At 48.6% G+C, this 20390-nt stretch carries 19 protein-coding genes; 1 reads left to right on the forward strand and 18 read right to left on the reverse strand.

Features of this window, described 5'->3' with window-relative positions:
- The 7 genes from NV375_RS03000 to rluC are packed head-to-tail and all read right to left on the reverse strand — an operon-like array spanning nt 1 to nt 5037.
- Nucleotides 1-969, reverse strand: a complete 969-nt coding sequence (locus NV375_RS03000; RefSeq protein WP_258806906.1) for a beta-ketoacyl-ACP synthase III — start codon at nt 967-969, stop codon at nt 1-3.
- A gap of 7 nt (nt 970-976) precedes the next feature.
- Nucleotides 977-2002 carry a phosphate acyltransferase PlsX gene (gene plsX, locus NV375_RS03005; RefSeq protein WP_258806907.1) on the reverse strand — a complete coding sequence of 342 codons (1026 nt, stop codon included), beginning with the start codon at nt 2000-2002 and terminating at the stop codon, nt 977-979.
- 21 nt (nt 2003-2023) lie between these two features.
- Nucleotides 2024-2194 carry a 50S ribosomal protein L32 gene (rpmF, locus tag NV375_RS03010; protein WP_034729259.1) on the reverse strand — a complete coding sequence of 57 codons (171 nt, stop codon included), beginning with the start codon at nt 2192-2194 and terminating at the stop codon, nt 2024-2026.
- An 18-nt stretch (nt 2195-2212) separates the two neighbouring features.
- Complete coding sequence (yceD, locus tag NV375_RS03015) at nt 2213-2737, reverse strand: 23S rRNA accumulation protein YceD (protein WP_258806908.1); 525 nt, start codon at nt 2735-2737, stop codon at nt 2213-2215.
- Nucleotides 2738-2782: 45 nt separating this feature from the next.
- On the reverse strand, nt 2783-3370 hold the full coding sequence (locus NV375_RS03020; RefSeq protein WP_258806909.1) for a nucleoside triphosphate pyrophosphatase: 588 nt from the start codon (nt 3368-3370) through the stop codon (nt 2783-2785).
- Complete coding sequence (locus tag NV375_RS03025; RefSeq protein WP_258806910.1) at nt 3367-4041, reverse strand: HAD-IA family hydrolase; 675 nt, start codon at nt 4039-4041, stop codon at nt 3367-3369. The genes NV375_RS03020 and NV375_RS03025 overlap by 4 nt, the downstream gene beginning before the upstream one ends.
- Before the next feature lie 6 nt (nt 4042-4047).
- Nucleotides 4048-5037 carry a 23S rRNA pseudouridine(955/2504/2580) synthase RluC gene (gene rluC, locus NV375_RS03030; protein WP_258806911.1) on the reverse strand — a complete coding sequence of 330 codons (990 nt, stop codon included), beginning with the start codon at nt 5035-5037 and terminating at the stop codon, nt 4048-4050.
- A gap of 514 nt (nt 5038-5551) precedes the next feature.
- On the opposite strand from rluC, the gene rne reads away from it, so the two are divergent.
- Nucleotides 5552-8608 (forward strand): ribonuclease E, encoded by a 3057-nt coding sequence (rne, locus tag NV375_RS03035; protein WP_258806912.1) that lies wholly within the window; start codon nt 5552-5554, stop codon nt 8606-8608.
- Nucleotides 8609-8686: 78 nt separating this feature from the next.
- Here the strand turns inward: rne and NV375_RS03040 are convergent, their stop codons facing one another.
- From NV375_RS03040 to pspB, 11 genes are all read right to left on the reverse strand, one after another.
- Entirely contained in the window at nt 8687-11179 is a 2493-nt protein-coding gene (locus NV375_RS03040; protein WP_258806913.1) for a prolyl oligopeptidase family serine peptidase, read from the reverse strand.
- 102 nt (nt 11180-11281) lie between these two features.
- Nucleotides 11282-11923: a maleylacetoacetate isomerase gene (gene maiA / locus NV375_RS03045; RefSeq protein WP_258806914.1), complete on the reverse strand. Its 642-nt coding sequence runs from the start codon at nt 11921-11923 to the stop codon at nt 11282-11284.
- A gap of 24 nt (nt 11924-11947) precedes the next feature.
- Nucleotides 11948-12967: a fumarylacetoacetate hydrolase family protein gene (locus NV375_RS03050; protein WP_258806915.1), complete on the reverse strand. Its 1020-nt coding sequence runs from the start codon at nt 12965-12967 to the stop codon at nt 11948-11950.
- A 3-nt stretch (nt 12968-12970) separates the two neighbouring features.
- On the reverse strand, nt 12971-14116 hold the full coding sequence (locus tag NV375_RS03055; protein WP_126770450.1) for a homogentisate 1,2-dioxygenase: 1146 nt from the start codon (nt 14114-14116) through the stop codon (nt 12971-12973).
- Complete coding sequence (gene hppD, locus NV375_RS03060) at nt 14109-15185, reverse strand: 4-hydroxyphenylpyruvate dioxygenase (protein WP_258806916.1); 1077 nt, start codon at nt 15183-15185, stop codon at nt 14109-14111. The genes NV375_RS03055 and hppD overlap by 8 nt, the downstream gene beginning before the upstream one ends.
- 247 nt (nt 15186-15432) lie before the next feature.
- Complete coding sequence (tyrR, locus tag NV375_RS03065; protein ID WP_258806917.1) at nt 15433-17004, reverse strand: transcriptional regulator TyrR; 1572 nt, start codon at nt 17002-17004, stop codon at nt 15433-15435.
- Nucleotides 17005-17111: 107 nt separating this feature from the next.
- Entirely contained in the window at nt 17112-17456 is a 345-nt protein-coding gene (locus NV375_RS03070) for a 4a-hydroxytetrahydrobiopterin dehydratase (RefSeq protein WP_258806918.1), read from the reverse strand.
- Nucleotides 17457-17500: 44 nt separating this feature from the next.
- Nucleotides 17501-18295, reverse strand: coding sequence for a phenylalanine 4-monooxygenase (phhA, locus tag NV375_RS03075; RefSeq protein WP_258806919.1), 795 nt, complete (start codon nt 18293-18295; stop codon nt 17501-17503).
- Nucleotides 18288-19538, reverse strand: a complete 1251-nt coding sequence (gene megL, locus NV375_RS03080; RefSeq protein WP_258806920.1) for a methionine gamma-lyase — start codon at nt 19536-19538, stop codon at nt 18288-18290. The genes phhA and megL overlap by 8 nt, the downstream gene beginning before the upstream one ends.
- 144 nt (nt 19539-19682) lie before the next feature.
- Nucleotides 19683-20084, reverse strand: coding sequence for an envelope stress response membrane protein PspC (pspC, locus tag NV375_RS03085; protein ID WP_258806921.1), 402 nt, complete (start codon nt 20082-20084; stop codon nt 19683-19685).
- The gene (pspB, locus tag NV375_RS03090; protein ID WP_126770462.1) at nt 20081-20320 is read right to left on the reverse strand and encodes an envelope stress response membrane protein PspB; all 240 of its coding nucleotides are present in this window, start codon (nt 20318-20320) and stop codon (nt 20081-20083) included. The genes pspC and pspB overlap by 4 nt, the downstream gene beginning before the upstream one ends.
- Nucleotides 20321-20390: the final 70 nt, after the last annotated feature.

Genomic DNA, 20390 nt, shown 5'->3' on the forward strand with positions numbered 1-20390 from the left:
CTAATAATTGATAAGTGCTGAACCCCAAGCGAATCCACCGCCAAAGGCTTCCAGCAATAAATTTTGTCCGCGCTTAATGCGCCCATCGCGAATGGCGACATCGAGTGCAATGGGTACTGATGCTGCCGACGTATTACCAGTGTCTTCTAACGTTGTGATCACTTGTGACATCGGCATTTTTAATTTTTTTGCAGTGGCTTTAATAATCCGCAGATTTGCTTGATGTGGCACCAGCCAATCCAAATCGCTAGGCGACATATTATTTGCCGCCAAGGTTTCACTGACCAACGAGCTGAGTTTACTTACCGCAACTTTGAAGACCTCGTTGCCTTTCATGTACATCCACGCTTCGCTCAGTGCTTCAGCACTCTCGTCGCTGTGTCGTTGTACGTGGTTCACGCCCAATAAATCAGCAAACTCGCCAGCACTGTACAGGTGTGTTGATAAAATTCCCGGTTCTGTGCTCGCTTGCAGCACGGCTGCGCCGGCGCCATCACCAAACAAAATGATGGTATTGCGATCATCTGGGCGGCATAAGCGTGAGAGTACATCGGTACCAATCACCAATACATTTTTATAAGTGCCACTACGGATGTATTGATCTGCAACACTCATGGCAAATAAAAAACCGGAACAGGCAGCGGCAACGTCAAACGCTGGAATATTTTGTTCTGTTAAAGCTGCCTGAATCTCGCAAGCCACACTTGGGAAAGCCCGATCATTAGAGGTCGTGGCCACGACGATAAGGTCAATATCTTCAATCGGCAGACGAGCAGCTTGAAGTGCCTCTCGTGCGGCAGCAACACCCATGGTTACTGCGTTTTCACTGGCACTTGCGATATGACGTTGATGAATACCAGTACGCTCAACAATCCATTCGTGACTCGTATCAACACGTTGCTCAAGCATAGCGTTGGTCAGGCACTGCGCGGGGAGATAGTGCCCAGTTCCTGCAATTCTTGCAAACATATGAACCTTATTCTTGCTCTAAGAGAACTTTTTCCACCTGATCACGAATACGTGTCGGGAGGTCCTGTTGCGTCTCTTCCACGGCTTGCTCGATCGCACTTAAAAATGCTTTCGCGTTCGCATCACCATGACTTTTTATAACAACGCCCCGCAATCCTATCAAACTTGCGCCATTATAGTGGTCGGGCTTCAGCCAGTCCCACGAACGTTGCAGTCGATGGTAGAAAAGTTTTACAAACCAGCGTGTTAGCCAGTGAGCATTGATATTAGTTCGAATATTGTTTAGTAGCAGTTCGGCAAGTCCTTCGCAGCTCTTCAACGCTATATTGCCGACGAAACCGTCACAAACAATGACGTCTGCTTTGTCTGCAAACAAGTCATCGCCCTCAATGAAGCCAATATAGTTAATCGAATTGGATTGCTGGAATAATTGCGCCGTCGACTTCACGACATCGTTGCCTTTGATGTCTTCCTCGCCCATATTCAGCAACGCCACACGCGGGTTTGCAATGCCGAGCACTTCACGCGCTGCGACAGCCCCCATGATGCCAAACTGAAATAAAGTATCGGAATCACAAACTGGATTTGCACCAAGATCGAGTAAAAATGCGCTTTTTCCAGAGGCTTGCGGAATCGCCGACATTAACGCCGGACGCAGCACGCCAGGTAAGGTTTTCAGCGAGAAGTAAGCCTTTGTCATTAAGGCACCGGTATTACCAGCACTGACACAGGCTGCAGCTTGCTCAGTCGCAATGAGTTCGAGTGCAACTCGCATTGACGAATCAGGTTTAGCGCGCAACGAGTAACCAGGCTTATCGGTCATGGTAACGGTTTGACTGGCATGTTGCAGTGTCACACGTTCATGTTCGAGAAGTTTTTTCGCTTGTAAGAGAGGTTTGAGTTCGGCTTCATCGCCGACCACAATAAAGTGATGTTGAGGGAATAGTTGTAACGCATCATGCAATGCGTCAATAACAATAGAGGGGCCATGATCGCCCCCCATTGCATCAAGTACCAGTGTCAGTGCGGCCATTGCCTCACTTCCGATTCTGGATTACTTGTTTACGACTTTACGGCCTTTATAGAAACCGTCAGCTGTTACGTGGTGACGACGATGCGTTTCACCAGAGGTAGAGTCAACCGACAGTGTAGGGCCGCTCAGTGCATCGTGAGAACGACGCATGTCGCGCTTCGAACGACTTTTCCGATTCTGTTGTACAGCCATTTACGCTATCTCCTAAGTTTATTTACGCTTTAATTCTTGCAATACGGCGAAAGGATTTTCCTTATCACTAGGAGCATCATCAATTTTGCCCCATTGCATTGCATTACTATCTACCCGACATTCGCGCTCGTCGTGTTTGACCACCACAGGCATTGCCAATATCAGCTCATCTTCAATAATTCGATGCAGTTGGATCTCACCAAGCTCATCTAACTCAATGGCCTCGTAATCACTCGGCATATCGGTGGCCGTTTGACGCTTGGTCACCGGTGCGTAAATAAAATTACTCACCAAGTCCACGTCCATCGGGTCGCCACAGCGCTCGCAAGCAACCGTGACTGAAACCGTGGCGTGCCCTTTCATGTGCTTGATGTTTTGCGCGTCCAAATCGAACTCAAGTTCGGCATCAACATCTGCACAGGGTTCTACCAAAAGCTCTTGTAAACGTGTCATCGACTTACCTGGAACTAAGCCCACGTAACTCAATTGTTTACCGGCACTTTTGACCGGATCGACCGAAATAGGAATACGAACCTTCTGCATAGGGCGCGAATGTTAAAGGATTCAGCGCCCGAAAACAAGTGATTTTCAGCTTTTTATCAAGGGATTCATGCCCCACTCACGCAGCATCGCGAGCAGTTTAATAAGCGGTAAACCGATCAAACTATTCGGGTCATCGCCATGCAACCGCTCAAACAAGCTAATCCCTAGTCCCTCACTCTTAAAACTACCTGCACAATTGAATGGCTGCTCAAGCGCAACGTAACCACGAATTTCTGCATCGGTTAAATCGCGAAAGTGAACTTCGAAAGGTTCAACACAACTTTGCAGGCGTTGCTTCGCACTATCGTAGACCGCAAGCCCGGTATAAAAAGTCACTACCTTGCCGCGCGCCGCCGTTAACTGCTGAATTGCGTTATCTGCGTTGCCTGGTTTACCCAAAATGGTCCCATCGACTACTGCAACCTGGTCTGAACCAATTAAAAAGTGCGACGGATACTGTTCTGCCAATGCCTTCGCTTTAGCAATCGCCAACCGCTCAACCAATTCCAGCGCAGTTTCATTTTCGTGCGCGCTTTCATCGGTATGCGGTGCCGCACAAATAAATTCAGGCACCACCTTTTCAAGTAGCGTACGTCGATAAGGTGAGGTCGACGCTAATACGAGCTTGGTCAAACCGTAGTCCTCGCTTTCTTGTCTTCTAAATAGGTTAATAACTGCGACCAGTCGCTTAAGATTTGTTGCGGCTGGTACGGCAATAGCTGCTCAGCGCTATGAGCGCCAAAGTCAACGCCCAAAGCATCCACACCGGCAGCTTGGGCCATTTTTAAATCATGGATCGAATCACCAATCATCAGGGTCGCTTCCGCCGACACACCTGTGCAGGCCATAATTTCGTGAAGCATATGAGGCTCAGGCTTTGAGCGACTTTCATCGGCACAACGTGTCACGCTAAAGAGCTCGCGTAGTTCGCTCTCTAATAACACTCGGTCTAAGCCTCGTCTGGCTTTACCCGTAGCCACCGCAAGTTGGTAGCCGCGCTGACTGAGCTCAGTCAACATTGAACGCACCCCAGCGAACAGTGGGGTCGGTGTTGTATCTAACTCAACATACTGATCGCGATAAACCTGTAAAAACCGTTCATAATCTGCTGTTGAAAGGTTACCAAATAAGCGTCCAATTGCGGGCTCAAGGCTTAAACCAATAATGTCGCGCACCGCGTCACCAAGTGGGACCGGCAACTGCAAGGCTTTTGCGGTAGCCTGCATCGAAGAGACAATGCGGCCGATGGAGTCCATTAAAGTGCCATCCCAATCAAAAATAATGAGTTGGTAATCTTTCGCCACTTTTTATCAGCTCCCGAGGTTACGCACTGCTTTTTCGTTTAGGCCTAACCCTTGCAGCGCTTTTCGTAGTATTGCATCGAGCGGTGCATTTACCGTTATCGTTTTACCGGTTTGCGGGTGCTGAAAACTTAATTGATGCGCATGCAAAAACAGTCGGTTGAGCCCTAAGTCATGCATCGCACTATCGAATACGCGATCACCATACTTGTCATCACACGCGATCGGGTGACCAGCTTGTAATGCATGAACACGAATCTGGTGAGTACGACCGGTTATCGGTGACGCTTCCACAAGGCTGCATTGTGCAAACGAATGCAAGACTTTAAAACGCGTTTCTGACGGCTTACCCGCAGCGTCTACGCGAACAATGCGCTCACCGGATTTAAGCGTGTTTTTCAGCAACGGTGCCGCAATCAACTTTACGTGTGCCTGCCATTGCCCACGTACCAGAGCTAAATAACGTTTGTCCATGGTCTTTGAACGTAACTGCTCATGCAGTGCACGAAGCGCTGAGCGACGCTTGGACACCAAAATACAACCACTTGTTTCGCGGTCTAAACGATGCACCAACTCTAAATGTTTCGCGTCCGGTCTTAATGCCCGCAAGCTCTCGATGAGTCCAAACTGCAACCCCGAACCACCATGAACCGCAAGTCCTGCTGGCTTATTTAAAACCATAAGTACATCATCTTCGTAGAGCACTTGGTTGTTCAGCGCTTGGACTTGCTCAAGGTTAGCCGACGGCAATGGGTTTCGTTCCGCCACTCGGACCGGTGGGATCCTTACTTCATCACCAGCGCGTAAACGGTAGTCTGGCTTTGCCCGTTTTTTATTCACGCGCACTTCGCCCTTACGTAAAATGCGATACACCAACGACTTGGGCACGCCTTTTAGTTGCGCAAGCAAAAAGTTGTCGATACGCTGCTCGGCGTAATCCGCCTCGATCTTAACCAAGCGTACTTTGTGTTGAATTGTGTTTTCAGAGGTCTCTTTCATAGGCGCTATATTAACATTTTGATTTTCACCTGACTGCTCTTTTTGCTTACTTTAATTTAGCTTGTACTGTAGTTCGGTTTCGTGGGATAATATGGCTTCCGGAAAAGCCGCACCGGAGCAAAAAGATGAAGCGGTTCGCGAGCTGATAACAGCCTAGTACGCGAGAGAATAAACGAAAAAAATTAGTTGTGGCTTGGCGCAAAGCTATTTATAGCAACACAACCTCCACTTCACGATACAAAGGTATGAAATCGTCCTTTGAGATCCTGATGGCATGGAACTGAAACAGACCAAGCCACGTCATGTTAACGCATATTTGCGACAACACGGTACGAACACAAGCGTATTTCGGCTTGGTAACCAATTGCGTACCTCACGTGAGTGTTAAAGAACACCACGGGAGGTGTCATTCTACGCTGCGATAGCGCGATGGCAGTCTACAATTCAATCTCGAAATAGCGACGGCGAGAACGCCCTCGTACTGTGTTGTGGCACGAAAATAAGAGTCACAACCATGAAAAGAATGTTGATCAACGCAACACAGCAAGAAGAGCTACGTGTTGCTTTGGTGGACGGACAACGATTGTACGATTTAGACATCGAAAGTCCGGGCCACGAACAAAAGAAAGCGAATATCTATAAGGGTAAAATTACCCGTATCGAACCAAGTCTTGAAGCTGCATTTGTTGATTACGGCGCTGAGCGTCACGGCTTTTTACCCCTCAAAGAAATCGCTAAAACCTACTTCCCGAAAGGCTACACATTCTCTGGCCGTCCCAACATCAAAGACGTTGTATCCGAAGGCCAAGAAGTTATTGTGCAAATTGATAAAGAAGAGCGAGGCCAGAAAGGCGCTGCGCTAACCACCTTTATCTCTTTGGCCGGTAGCTATTTAGTACTCATGCCCAACAACCCTCGGGCTGGCGGTATCTCACGCCGGATTGAAGGCGATGAGCGCACTGAACTCAAAGAAGCCATGAAAGATTTGCAGCTTCCTGACGGTATGGGCTTAATTGTCCGCACTGCCGGCGTAGGTAAGTCAGCAGAAGAGCTCGAGTGGGATCTTAATGTTCTTGTCCATCACTGGAGTGCAATTGAAAAAGCTGCGGGCGAACGCCCTGCTCCTTTCCTTATTCACCAAGAAAGCAATGTGGTATTCCGTGCGATTCGGGATTACTTACGTCGCGATATTGGTGAAGTCCTTATTGATAATCCAAAGGTCTTCGAACAAGTTCGTGATCACGTAACGTTAATTCGTCCGGACTTTATTAATCGCGTAAAAACCTATCAAGGCGACGTCCCGCTATTTAACCACTATCAAGTGGAAAGCCAAATTGAATCAGCCTTCCAACGCGAAGTGCGTTTACCATCGGGCGGCTCCATTGTTATCGACCCAACAGAAGCATTGACTTCGATTGATATCAATTCGGCGCGCGCGACGAAAGGCGGCGACATCGAAGAGACGGCGTTCCAAACCAATTTAGAAGCTGCTGAAGAGATCGCACGTCAGTTACGTTTGCGCGATGTCGGCGGCTTGGTCGTTATCGATTTTATCGATATGACGCCAGTCAAACACCAACGTGAAGTTGAAAATCGCTTACGTGACAGTTTGAAACAAGACCGTGCGCGTATTCAAGTGGCACGTATTTCGCGCTTCGGCTTACTTGAAATGTCGCGTCAGCGTTTACGCCCATCGTTAGGTGAGTCATCAAATCACGTATGTCCGCGTTGTAATGGCCATGGCACTATTCGTTCAGCGGAATCATTGGCGCTCTCAATTCTTCGTCTCATCGAAGAAGAAGCACTGAAAGATAATACCATTCAAGTTCAGGCTCAGGTTCCAGTAACCGTCGCAACCTACTTATTAAACGAGAAACGTAGTTCGATTAACGACATCGAAAAACGTCACTCGGTTTCTGTTTTGGTTATTCCCAACCAACATCTAGAGACACCACATTTTGACGTTAAGCGCTTGCGTAACGATGAAGTCGATGAAGCCAATAGCTTCAAACTCATCGAGAAACCGGAAGACACCTCAACCGAAGTGGTCTTAAATAAAGATAAGCCAAGCTTTGAAGAGCCTGCATTGAAAGGCCTACAAGCTCCTGCAGCACCAGCACCAACCCCTGCACCAACGGTCAAACCAAAAGCCGCTGGCCCGTCGTTGTTGCAACGTTTGGGTAAATGGTTGAGCTCGCTGTTTGGTGATGATGACGAAGAGCAAGAAAAGAAAAAACAACAGCAACAACGTTCTTCTCGTGAACGCTCTAATAATCGTCGCGGAGGCCGTAACAATCAGCGCGGTAATAACCGCCGCCGTGGTAATAACCGTCAGCGTACCCGTGACGATGACAAGAAAACTGACGATAAGACTGACAACACCAAATCCAATGACAAAGACGCGGCTACTGAACAGAAGCAGGAGCGTGGTCAACGTCGCGGTGGTCGTGGTCGCGGTCGTGGTCGCCAAAATGCGAACGCTCCAAAGCAAGAGCAAGCAGCAACACAAACTGAAGCTGCTGATAACAAAGCGGAAGACAAAGCTTCAGCTCCAACGAAAGAAGCAGCACCTAAGCCACGTCGGCAGCGGCGCAAACTAGAAAAGTCGGTTCGTGTTGGCAAAGAGGATAAAGCTCCACAAGCAGTCGAAGGCGATAAAACTAAAGCGGACAGCGCGAAGCCTGCCGAGCAAGCACAAGCGAAAAAAGCTGAAGCCAAGCCACAAGCTAAAACTGCTGATAACCAAGCTGAAGAGCAGCTGACAGGCGAAACCATCGCCGCTGAAGAGGCTGTATCTGACGAAAGTAAAGACAACAGCGAGAAGCGCGAAGGTCGCAATCGTTCACGCCGTAGTCCTCGTCATCAACGCGCAGCCGGACAACGCCGCAAAGAGGAAAAAGCAGCTGAGTCGACATCATCAGAAAGTAATACGGATGCTGATAATGACGATGCGGTGCAAACTGAGCTATCACTCACAGAACCAAGCGAGAATTCTGCAACCGAGGGCTCAGCGCCAGACAGCTCTGCAACAGACAGCGCAACAGCCGAAAACTCAGCAACTGACGAGATGCAAGAAGAAAACGCTGATGCTCAAGCGACAACCGCAGAAGCAACACCAGCTGACGTAACATCATCAGCAGATGACAAGCCTGACGAGGAGCCTGCTACAGCGACAAGCCCAACTGAAGAAGTTGAAGCTCCAGCGACGACTGCACACACAGAAACCTCGACTGAAGAGGCGGTAGAAGCGTCGCCTGAAGCGCCAAAAACGGACAGCGAGCAAAAAGCAGCCGCCGAGAAACCTGCAGAGCAACCTGTAGAGCATTCTGCGGAAAAGCCAGAAGTACAGGCCGACGAGCCAGTTACACGTCGGAGTAAAGTCAAAGGCAAAGTCGTTTCTGCACCAATGGCTAAAGCCACAGCAGAAACCCGTAGCGATGCTTTCACCCCGCTCGCGGTAGCTGATGATAGCCAGCGCGCTGGTTTTCAGAAAGCAAGTTGGGTGGCGAGTTTCAGTCAAGCACGTTCGATAGCACGAGCGGAAATGACGAAGTGCTTGCCTAACGCGTAAGCAAGCCCTTAAAACAAAGAAAGCCGGACAGTGTTCACTGCCCGGCTTTTTTATTACCTTTTCAAGTCCACCCTCGAATTATTTTAAGTTCTCTTCAAATAACTTAAAAATACGGCGGTATTCATCTAACCAACTCGAAGGCTGACGGAAACCGTGCGGCTCGACAGGAAAAATAGCCGTTTCAAAATCTTCTTTTTCATGTTCAATCAAACGCTGAACCAACCGCACGCTATCTTGGAAAAAGACGTTGTCGTCCACCATCGGTGAATTGATCAACAATGCATCTTCTAAACCTTCGGTATAGTAAATAGGCGAGCTGCGGCGATACGCGATCGGGTCATTGCTTGGCAAGTTCAAGATATTCGACGTATAACCCGTGTTGTAATGTGCCCAATCTGAAACAGGACGCAACGCTGCACCCGCTTTAAATAAGCCCGGTTCATTGAAAAGAGCCATGAACGTCAGGAAGCCACCGTACGAACCACCATAAGTACCCATGCGATCGGTATCGACATTGGTGTTTTCACCAGCCCATTTAACGACGTCAACAAGGTCTTCAACTTCAGGTGTGCCCATTTGACGGTAAATCGCTGTACGCCAATCACGTCCATAACCCTTGGAGCCACGGTAATCGAGGTCGAATACCACAAAGCCTTGTTGATTTAAGTACGTATGGAACATGAACTCGCGTTGGTAGCCTGACCAACCCGCATGCGCGTTTTGCAAGTAGCCCGCGCCATGAATAAATACCACCGCTGGATACTGCTCGGCACGTTCGGCATCATAACCTTCAGGATAATAAACCCGCGTGTAAATAGGTTCATCAACATGGCTCGAAGGCACTGGCACGATTTCCGGAACCGTCCAATCGAAACTACGGAATTGTTCTGTCACGGTAGTTGTTAAACGCTCAGCTTCGGCAGCCCCACCAAGTGCGACACTATAGAGTTCGCTTGGCTGTAATGCACTTGAATAACTAAAGAGCACATTGTCTCGATTCGGGCTAAGGCTAAACGACTCAACGATACCATCGAGATCGGTGAGGGCCTCCACTTCTCCCCCCGTCAAGTCAACACGGTACAACTCATAAATGCCAGGATGTTCTTTGTTAGCGGTAAAATACAGACTTTGCGTAACAGGATCAGCGAATGGGTGTTCAGTCACAAACTTACCAGAGGTGAGTTGTTTTTGTTCCCCGCCTAACTGTTTAGTATAGAGGTGAGCATAGCCGTCTTCTTCACTCTGGAACCAAATGGTGTCAGCACTGCCTGGCACAAAACCAAACTCATTATGCGTATAGTTAATCCATGCTTCGTCATGCAAACGATGCTGATTTACCAACTGTTTACCGGCAAAATCAACTGACGCAATCCAACGGTCTTTGTTGTCCCATGCTTCGAGCATCACAACCGCATTTTCACCTTGCTCTGACCAGCGAATGGCGCCACTACTCCAACCCCAATCTTGCATCAAAGTGATTGCCCGTGGTTCTTGTTTACTCTCGTAAGTTTTGCCTTCAGCAGCATGGTTTTCCGCTTTCACCTCGGCCAGTACATCTTCGTTCCAACCCGGTAAGGTATTGTAGGTGAACTGGGTTTGTTCGCCGTTCGTCAAGTCCAGCATAAATACTTGGTGTTCAACTGGCTTCGCATCTGCTACACGACGGCGCACCGACTCAGCTTTAACTCGACCATCTTCAGCAACATAGTTAGGCATAATGTCGCCGTCATCGCGCCAACTTTGCGGTGTTGTGATAGCAACAATCATCTTGTCGCCTGCTGGCGACAAACTGGCAGCTACAATTTGCTTGTTCTCACCAAGATAGAAAGGCTGCGGAGCTAATGAGCTGTTGGCATCAGCAAGCTGTTCACGTTGATCTGCGCGGTCTTGTCGGTCACGACGTTCTTTTTGTACGAACTCGATCAGATCAACTTGCTCTTGAGCAATAAAATCTTTGGGTTCGCTCACAGCTTCGGGTTCACTGCGCGTTGCTAATGCTACGAGTTGTTCAGTTAAACCCGTTTGCACATTCACCGCATAAAAGTCGTTACCTTCACGATACGCCAAGCGTCCATCGGTTAAAAACATCAACTGCGACTGTCGTGCTTCGTCACGGGTCAACTGCCGTGTTTCACCCTGCGCCAGATCACGAACAAAAACGTTCCCTTCAAAGGTATAGGCGAGAAGCGTGCGCTCGTTATTATAAACACCATCGTTGTAAGCATAGTTGTGCAACTTTTCGAGCGGCACTTTATGCGCTTCTTCACCACCTAAAGGCAAGTGGTACCAATCGGTCACCACACTACCTTCACGTTTTTGTTGGTACAGCACGCCGCTGCCGTCCGCCATCCAGTAGGCTGAACTTGGCGAACGCGCCACCCAGTCTTGGTCAGCCATGATTTGCTTAATGGTCAATTCCCCCTGCTCTGCCTGAGCTTGCACAGCAGGAGCTTGGAGTTCTAACGTCGTTGGAGCTTGCTGAGTTGAAGCAGAGCTCGCCTCAGGTTGTGTAGCTGCACAAGAAGCTGCAACAAAAGCAGCGAGCAGCGAAACGGCAAATTTTGTTTTCATTCGATGGATCCCTGTAGTTAATTCAAGCTCATTAAACCAAAATGCCCAGCAACTTACGAGCTGGGCATTGATGGCATGCGATGAAGTTCTAATTTCTTGCGATCAGGCTTCGGCATCGGGTTGTTGACTAGGGTGTGCGGCCGCCACGAATGGCAGCTCTAATAGGCGCCCATACACGCCCATTAGCAGCGGATAATCATCGAGTTTAATACCGAACCGTTGTGCGCTAAACACTTGTGGGACTAAACACACGTCGGCCAAACTGAAATCGTCACCGACGCAGTACGTGCCTGACACTTCTTCGAGATTCTTCTCAAAAGCAGTAAAACTTTCAGCAAACCAATGGTCGAGCCAAGCTTGCTTTTGCGCATCACTCACTGCAAGTTCATTCTTCAGGTATTGCTGAACACGCAAATTAATCAACGGCTGCAATTCGCTTGCTAAATCAAGCGCCAGAGCTCTTATGGCTCCACGCTGACGTGGAGTACCCGGTAACAAGCTTGGTTCTGGGTACTTATCTTCTAAGTATTCAATGATCGCCAACGACTGATGCAGAATCACTTGACCATCAACCAACGTTGGCACCAAGCCATTTGGATTTAACTGGCGATAAGCACGTTGATGTTGCTGCCCACCATCTTTCAGCAAGTGCACAGGCAAATAATTGAAATCCAACTTTTTAAAGTTGAGTGCAATCCGCGTGCGATAACTGGCGCTTGAGCGCCAGTATCCATAGAGTTCCATACGTTCGACTCCGTCTAAGAAACGTTATTCAGGCTTATACTGTACGACCTTTTGGTCAATACTGCCAAAAATGCTATTTCCTTGGGCGTCTTTCATTTCAATTTTAATAGTATCACCAAACTGCATGAAGCCTGTGCTTGGTTTACCGTCACGAATCGTTTCGATCATGCGAACCTCAGCAATACAGCTGTAACCAACGCCACCTTCACTGATAGCGCTACCGTGGTCAGTGCCCTGCTTGTTCGACACAGTTCCGGAGCCGATGATGGCGCCCGCGCTTAGATGGCGCGTTTTTGCCGCATGAGCAACCAACTGCGCAAAGTCAAAGGTCATATCTTCACCGGCATTTGGCTTACCGAAATCAGTGTCGTTATAAACACTTAGTAGCGGCAGGTGCACTTTGTTATCGTGCCATGCGTCACCTAATTCATCGGGGGTTACGGCAACAGGAGAAAATGCTGACGACGGTTTTGACTGGAAGAATCCGAAGCCTTTACCCAACTCATTTGGAATAAGGCCGCGTAATGAAACGTCATTAACCAACATTAGTAAGCGAATATATTGACCCGCATCTTCCGCGCTCACGCCCATTGGCACATCATCTGTAATAACGGCAACTTCGCCCTCAAAGTCGATGCCCCACGCGGTGTCAGCCATTTCGATGTCATCTTTAGGTCCCAAGAAATCATCTGAACCACCTTGATACATCAGCGGGTCGGTCCAAAAGCTTGGCGGCATTTCGGCGTTCCGTGCACGACGCACAAGTTCAACGTGGTTCACATAGGCACTGCCGTCTGCCCACTGATAAGCGCGCGGCAATGGCGATTCACAGAGACTTTCATCAAAGTCCACAGCATCGCTTAGTTCACCGTTGTTTAATGCGGTGTAAGCCTTCTCGAGCTCTGGTGCAATGCCTTCCCAATCATCTAGAACTTCTTGTAAGGTCGCAGCCAAAGCTGGAACCGCAACAGCTTTCTTAAGATCACGACTGACCAACATCAGTTGACCATCGCGTGTACCATTTCGATAGGTTGCAAATTTCATAGATTATTTAGCCTTTTCGTCTTTTGCTTGCCAGCTGTACACATAGTCTGGGTTTTCGACCCCAGCACATACATCGCCCATGTCGAGCGGATTACGCGTATCAAGCATCACCGCAACTTCATCAGTGAACTTTTTGCGGTGTTCTAAGCCGGCTTGGAATGCTTTAGGATGCGGGCCATGAGTAAAGCCTGCCGGATGGAAGGTTACCATGCCTTTATCAATGTTATCACGACTAAAGAAGTCACCTTCGTGGTAGAACAGTACTTCGTCGTAGTCATCATTGTTGTGATAGAACGGTACTTTTAACGCACCTGGATCTGACTCAATCGGGCGAGGAACGAATGTACACACCACAAAGCCATCGGCAACAAAGGTTGTGTGTGCCGAAGGCGGCAAGTGATAACGATGACTCATTAACGGTCGAATATCACGCCAATTAATTCGCACAGGAGCTAAGTCACCATGCCAACCAACAGCATCAAGTGGATTAAACGGGTAAGTAATGCGCGACACCTTGCCATGCCGTTTTACTTCAACACGCCATTCATCTTCGCTGTATTGTGCTTTGAACGCATCATCGATATCGGGCGTGTCTAAACATGCCGGATCAAAGATCGCATGATTCCCCACCAAGCCTTTTTCTGGCAACTGATAAGCACTATTGGTCGCCTCAATCATCACGATCTGAAGTGGTTCCAACGGCTCCAAGCGCCACGATGTCGAACGCGGGATGCTGAAATAGTCGCCCTTTTCTAAGGTGATATGACCGTAGTCACAGAACAGCTCGGTGCGGCCTTCATGAATGAACAACAGCTCATCACCATCGGCATTGCGAACCAAAAAATCCATTTTTTCACTGCAGTGCCAAATTCGAAATTTACACTGCGCATTGTGTAACAAAAGCGGCACTTGCCATGGTGATTCTGTGCCAACGTTATCCAACTTATTAAAATCGAAGTTGCGCGGGCGTAAATCCCCTTCCCACTCGCTCCAACCCGTTGGGGCATGGCGATGATGAAAGTGCGTAGCCGGGCCAAAAAAACCACTACGCCCGACTTCACGTTCATAGATCGCCTGCTCCGGAAAGTCAGCGTGAGCTTGTTTAGAGCTCACTCCAACCTGCTTCGGAAAGCTGATCCATTTACGCATCGCTTAATACTCCTCGACGGATTTGATCTTCTTCGATGGATTCAAACAGCGCTTTAAAATTACCTTCACCAAAGCCTTCGTTACCTTTACGTTGGATGATTTCGAAGAACACTGGACCAATCACGGTCTGGGTGAATATTTGCAATAGGATACCGTCTTTCATCGGCGCGCCATCAATTAGAATTTGTAGTTCACGAAGCTCTTCAACGTTTTCTTCGTGACCTTCTACGCGCTCGTCAATTTTCTCGTAATACGTATCAGGCGTTGGCATGAAATCCATACCAATTTTACGTAAATCGCGTACGGTTTGATAAATATTGTCAGAGGTTAGAGCGATATGCTGGATGCCTTCGCCTTTGTACTCACGTAAATACTCTTCGATCTGCGACTTATCGTCGTGTGATTCGTTAATTGGAATGCGGATTTTGCCACATGGAGCTGTCATCGCGCGGCTTAACAGGCCTGTAAGCTTACCTTCGATGTCGAAGTAACGGATTTCGCGGAAGTTGCCGATACGCTCGTAGAACCCAGCCCAAGTATCCATGTTACCGCGGAAAACATTGTGGGTAAGGTGGTCAACTTCGTACAAGCCTGCTGCGTGTTCACGCATTTTTTCTTCCCAGTTCTCGTAGAAGTCGAAATCATCAGCGTAGACACCCTGACCTTCGTACTTATCAATAAAATACAGCACGCTCTCACCAATACCATAAACCGCAGGAAACTCTGCTTCATTGGCGCCAAGTTGACGTTGGAATGGCTTAGCGCCATTTTCTACTGCATGTTCGAATGCGTGTTGGGCGTCCTTCACGCGCCACGCCATGCCGCATACGCTTGGGCCATGGTCTTTGGCGAAAGCTTCAGCTTGACCACCAGATTCAGCGTTGATGATGAAATTGATGTCATTTTGTTTAAACAACCAAACTTCTTTGCTCTTGTGTTTCGCAACTTCGGTAAAGCCGAGCTTATCGAACAGGTCCTTAAGTGCGGCAATACCCTCGGCATTTGGAGCGGTATACTCAACGAACTCAAAGCCGTCTGTTTGCAGTGGATTATAATTAATATCTGTCATTCTGTAGTCCTCGTTCTTGCGGCGGCATTCTTAGTGTGAATGCGACGAATGGTTTTGTAGTACCTAAGTTCTACTATGGGAAGGTCGGAAGTGCCAGTAACTCAGTGCAGATCACTCGGGCAGCGCGATGGACTCTTTTTGTAAAGGTTTTGATACAGATCAATAGTATTGCGGAAAGGTTATGCACATCGACGAATGTAGTGTAGCTAAACACGTACATTCGCCTCTTTAATGCGTTAATAAATCTTTACTTGCTAGAAGTTTTACTAGTTCTACGCCGTTGTTTGCCAATCCCATAGTCACGCAGTTTATTGGCCACAGCGGTGTGCGATAAGCCTAGCTTCTTCGCAAGTTGCCGCGTACTCGGGTAACTCGGGTATAAACGTCGTAAAATCGTTGCTTCAAATTTTTTCACCGCCTCGTCTAGACTTCCTTCTTCTAGATCGACCGCGACATTCTCCTGCAGTGATCCTGCTTCCGGTAAATGCAGATCAGCGGCGCTCAAGCGCTCCCCTTCGAGCATCGAAACTGACCGAAATAAAACGTTTTCAAGCTGTCTAACGTTACCTGGCCATTGGTAACGCTGTAGTAACTCGCGACAGTCCGGCGTTAGCAATACCAGACTACGGCCCAACCGTTGACAAGCCTGCAAAGTAAAATGATCTGCCAATAGTGGAATATCGGTTTTGCGATCACGCAAGGGCGGCAGCGAAAGCGTCAGTACATTTAAGCGGTAGTAAAGGTCTTCACGGAAACTTCCGGCCTCAACCCGCTCTAATAAATCATCACGGGCCGAACAAATAATACGAACATCAACGGTAACTTCTGCTTCTTCGCCGATGCGACGAAATTTACCGTCTTGAATAAAACGCAGTAGCTTTGCTTGCAAGCCGTTTGACATTTCACCGACGGCATCCAACAAAACTGTGCCCCCATTCGCCTGTTCGAAAATCCCTTTTTTGGCTTCGGTATGTGGGCCCAAACTCCCCTTACCATGGCCAAACAACTCGCTTTCGGCGACATTATCGGGTAACGCTGCACAATTGACCGCTAAAAACGGCTGTTCGGCACGCGGGCTTGCTTGGTGGCAGGCGCGTGCGAGCAATTCTTTTCCCACCCCAGTCTCGCCTTCAATAAGCAACGGCACGTTAAGTTCTGCCATGCGTCGCGCCTCTTTGATGAGCTTACGCATGCTCGGATGTTCACCAAGCAGTTGATGAAACGCATCGTGCTGCCCCGTGCGTTGCCATTGCTGGCTCAAAGGTTGGGGTTTACAGGTCAGCACGGCACCAGCAAAGCTTGTGCCGCCATGCTCATCCTTGACCCAAATCGGCATTAACTCGGCAAAGTATTTCGCGCCATTAATGGTCACTTGCGTGGTATGTGGTTCGGTAGGCTCGCGTTCCAACCAACGTTGAACATTAAAGCCACTAAGCCACTGCGCTATTGGCGTACCCGGCAAATGCTGGCGTGTATCCGAAAGCAATAGCACTGCCGCATCATTCGCAATATCAATGGTACCTTTGGCATCAACCGATAACACCGGATCAGGCAATTTGTTGAGTAGCAGGCTAAACTCAAAATGCTCACGTTCCGAAGGCATGAAGGCGACGGTTTTCACGTCCTTCACATTCGGAATACGCCTAATTTCTGGCATCAAGTGCTGAAAGTCTTTGAATTCGAGCTCGGGAAAATTCAGAAATATTTTGCCTTTTGGGTCGACTTCGATACCGCGCAGATCAATTTCGCGGTCACGCAAAATCTGCAGCACATCTTGGCACAAGCCCAACCGATCATCACAGGTAATCTCGAGACGCATTGCTACTTCTTGTTGAAACGGAAAATGTAAACAATAGTATACACAAAAAAGCCTCAACCCGTCACTAGGTTGAGGCTTTTTAACTTCAAATTCAGGCTTAAGCGAACTTATTCTGCGTCAAGCGCGGCATCAGTGCGGGCTGCCATAATAAAATCGTTTTTGTGTAAGCCATTAATCGCATGGGTCCACCAAGTTACCGTGACTTTACCCCATTCAGTGGTCAACGTCGGATGGTGGAACTCGGCTTCAGCAATGTCACCCACACGATTAGTGAAGGCCAACGCTTGCTTGAAGTTTTTAAACTTAAACTCGCGCTCTAATTGCATTACGCCATCGCGACTCACAGGCGTCCATTCAGGAATCTCGCGCATTAACTCCGCGAGCTCCTCATCACTAACTTTTGGCGCCTCTGCATTACAGGCTTCACACTTTTGCTGTTTCAAATCAGACATTTATGACTCCAAGTTGTCTTCAAAAAGAGTTAATTGACGAAGGGCTAAGCGGCATCTTTCGGCGGAAACTTCGGCTCGAACAAACCAAGCTCCATCGCTTCACGTACCAGCGCCATAATATCAAGATCTGCGATCTCAAACAGTTTATCGGTAGATTCGATAGTGTAGTAGATTGGCTGCATGATATCGATGCGATAAGGTGTGCGTAGTGCATCAAGCGGCACCAAAGGCTTACGCTCTGGCTTATCACTGTTGATCGCGTACTCCGTTTCGCCCGGTGACGACAAAATGCCGCCGCCGTATATGCGTAGTCCATCAGCGGTATTTAACAAGCCAAATTCAACAGTGAACCAGTAGAGCCGTGCCAAATAAACGCGCTCTTTCGGCGTTGCATCAAGTCCAAGCTTACCGTACTGATGCGTAAAATGCGCAAAAGCAGGGTTCGTCAACAGTGGACAATGACCGAAAATTTCGTGAAAAATATCTGGCTCTTGTAAATAATCAAACTCTTCCCGTGTACGAATGAAAGTTGCCACAGGAAATTGCTTGTTGGCCAACAGTCGGAAAAACTCATCAAACGGAATGAGCGCTGGAACCTGTGCTACTTGCCAACCAGTGGTGGCTTCTAACACTTGGTTAATCTCGTGCAACTGTGGGATGCGGTCCTGCGGAAGATCAAGCAGTTCGAGACCATGTATATATTCATCACAGGCCTTACCCGGTATGTGTTTCAACTGGCGAGCAACCAAATCGCGCCATACCGCGTTCTCTTCGTCACTCCAGTCGATAATCCCATTTTCGTCTGGCTGGCGTGAAACGTATTGGCTTTGTTTACCCATAAGTCAAAGTTTCCCCTTGCTGTACTGTGTGTTCTTTCGTTTGTTGTTGTGCTTTTTTAAATGCTTGCGCTAAATCCGCAATAATATCTTCCACCGCTTCTAAACCCACCGAAATTCGCACTAATGTGTCGCTTATACCGGCCTTCGCGCGCGCTTCCGGTGTGTAGGGCGAATGTGTCATCGAGGCTGGGTGCTGAATTAAGGTTTCAGCGTCACCAAGACTCACGGCAATAGTAATCAATTCAAGGCTATCCAGTACTTGTCGGGCGCTAACAATGTCGCCCTCCAATTCAAAAGCAATCACCGCACCCGGACCATGCATTTGCGTACCCATTAAGCGTTGCGCTGGATGGTCGGCAAGCCCGGGATAGTAAACCGTCCGAACTTGCGGATGCTGTTGCAAGTATTCCGCAACTTGCATGGCATTGCGGCAATGTCGCTCCATTCGTACATCGAGTGTTTTAAGGCCACGTAAAATTAACCACGCATCGTGCGGGCTCATTGTCGCCCCCATATCTTTGAGTGTGGTCATTTTAATCAGTTCAATATCTTCGGCGCTGCCGCAAATGACCCCCGCAACCACATCGCCGTGGCCATTGAGGTATTTGGTCGCGCTGTGAATGACAATATCTGCACCCTGCTCACGCGGACGCTGCAGCAGTGGCGTCATAAAGGTATTGTCGACAATGACCCGTGCTTGTTGGCGGTGCGCAATAGCGCTTACCGCGGCAATATCGATGATCTTTAAATGCGGATTAGCCGGGGTTTCGACAAACACCATCTTGGTATTACTACGCATCGCTTCAGCAACGTTGTTGGCATCTGTCATATCCACAAAGTCGACACTAATGCCAAACTTCGCGAACACATGCGAAAAGAGCGCGAAACTACAACCGTAGATGGCGTCGGCAACAACAACGTGATCGCCCTGTTCGAGAAACGCTAACATTGCCGCTGACACCGCCCCCATGCCGGTTGCACAAGCAGCGCCGGCGGGATAGCCCTCAAGTTGTGCAACGCGAGCTTCGAGCTCATCGGTCGTGGGGTTACCTAAACGCGAATAAATGTAGCCGTTCTCTTCGCCAGCGAAACGCGCAGAGCCCTGCGCCGTATTCGCAAATGAAAACGTCGCGGTTTGATAAAGCGGTGCAACCAAAGCGCCATGCTCATCCGGTCGTTTACCACCGTGAATGGTCATGGTCGCTGGCTGCCATTGCGATTTGTCGTTATGGTTATTGCGCATTGGCAGTTCTTTCTCCTCTCGTCGAGCACTTTGTCGACAATGCAAGAGTGCATGCTGCCCATGCGCAACGCAACTTGTCAGGGCGACGAAGTTGCGCTGCGGGTGTAACGCAAATTTTCCACTTGCGTCTTGAGCTGGATCAAATTAAAGGTTTTTAAGCTCGCGATCGACTTGGTATGCGTTTGAAGTAACGTAGCGTTCCATGGCCTGTAAGCGCGTCTCTAACTCACGGTACTCTTCATCAATATCGTGAAAAGCTCGTCGCGGCGCTTCGCCTGCTTGGTAAACACGCGTTTTAACACCGACCGGCTTATGACTATCAGTTGCTTGTGGTGCTGGCGTTTCATCCAAAATCATCCAAGCAGCAATATAAAGAATGACCACAAAGCCATGGCCAAAAATCACTGCAGTCACGACAATAATCCGCACTAACCATGCTTCAATATTGAAGTAGTTTGCGATACCGGCACACACGCCGGCAACTTTGGCATTGGCTTTGTCACGCAACAGTTGTTTACGCGGCTTTTTGTCGTTGTCGTAACTCATTTGCGTTCTCTCCATGTTGGAGCGTCGGCATCAAGAATAGCTTCTAGCGTCTTGATGCGCTCGCGCATCTGTTCTGCTTTCTGGGCCAACTGCTGCAAATCTTGAATTTCTTCTTGCGACAAGCCCTGGCTAATTTTCTTTTTACTGCGGTAGTGCATGATGACCCAGATCGGTGCCACAAAAATCATGAACAAAATCAGGGGCACTGCAATCATCGGTACAAGTACATCGGCCATAATAAGGGTTCCCTATACTCACTTCTGGTCACTTCGCCGCTGGCGTACACCCGCAAACTGCGGGTGATGC

This window comes from Pseudidiomarina sp. CB1 (assembly GCF_024752025.1).
Classification (GTDB): Bacteria; Pseudomonadota; Gammaproteobacteria; order Enterobacterales; family Alteromonadaceae; genus Pseudidiomarina.

What these genes read in the sequence shown, in the direction of transcription:
- megL (WP_258806920.1), bottom strand. Translation starts at nt 19,538, where the DNA reads ATGCGCAATAACCATAACGACAAATCGCAATGGCAGCCAGCGACCATG.
- NV375_RS03040 (WP_258806913.1), bottom strand. Translation starts at nt 11,179, where the DNA reads ATGAAAACAAAATTTGCCGTTTCGCTGCTCGCTGCTTTTGTTGCAGCT.
- rluC (WP_258806911.1), bottom strand. Translation starts at nt 5,037, where the DNA reads ATGAAAGAGACCTCTGAAAACACAATTCAACACAAAGTACGCTTGGTT.
- yceD (WP_258806908.1), bottom strand. Translation starts at nt 2,737, where the DNA reads ATGCAGAAGGTTCGTATTCCTATTTCGGTCGATCCGGTCAAAAGTGCC.
- maiA (WP_258806914.1), bottom strand. Translation starts at nt 11,923, where the DNA reads ATGGAACTCTATGGATACTGGCGCTCAAGCGCCAGTTATCGCACGCGG.
- phhA (WP_258806919.1), bottom strand. Translation starts at nt 18,295, where the DNA reads ATGGGTAAACAAAGCCAATACGTTTCACGCCAGCCAGACGAAAATGGG.
- rne (WP_258806912.1), top strand. Translation starts at nt 5,552, where the DNA reads ATGAAAAGAATGTTGATCAACGCAACACAGCAAGAAGAGCTACGTGTT.
- NV375_RS03070 (WP_258806918.1), bottom strand. Translation starts at nt 17,456, where the DNA reads ATGTCTGATTTGAAACAGCAAAAGTGTGAAGCCTGTAATGCAGAGGCG.
- NV375_RS03050 (WP_258806915.1), bottom strand. Translation starts at nt 12,967, where the DNA reads ATGAAATTTGCAACCTATCGAAATGGTACACGCGATGGTCAACTGATG.
- pspB (WP_126770462.1), bottom strand. Translation starts at nt 20,320, where the DNA reads ATGGCCGATGTACTTGTACCGATGATTGCAGTGCCCCTGATTTTGTTC.
- pspC (WP_258806921.1), bottom strand. Translation starts at nt 20,084, where the DNA reads ATGAGTTACGACAACGACAAAAAGCCGCGTAAACAACTGTTGCGTGAC.
- plsX (WP_258806907.1), bottom strand. Translation starts at nt 2,002, where the DNA reads ATGGCCGCACTGACACTGGTACTTGATGCAATGGGGGGCGATCATGGC.
- NV375_RS03000 (WP_258806906.1), bottom strand. Translation starts at nt 969, where the DNA reads ATGTTTGCAAGAATTGCAGGAACTGGGCACTATCTCCCCGCGCAGTGC.
- tyrR (WP_258806917.1), bottom strand. Translation starts at nt 17,004, where the DNA reads ATGCGTCTCGAGATTACCTGTGATGATCGGTTGGGCTTGTGCCAAGAT.
- NV375_RS03055 (WP_126770450.1), bottom strand. Translation starts at nt 14,116, where the DNA reads ATGCGTAAATGGATCAGCTTTCCGAAGCAGGTTGGAGTGAGCTCTAAA.
- hppD (WP_258806916.1), bottom strand. Translation starts at nt 15,185, where the DNA reads ATGACAGATATTAATTATAATCCACTGCAAACAGACGGCTTTGAGTTC.
- rpmF (WP_034729259.1), bottom strand. Translation starts at nt 2,194, where the DNA reads ATGGCTGTACAACAGAATCGGAAAAGTCGTTCGAAGCGCGACATGCGT.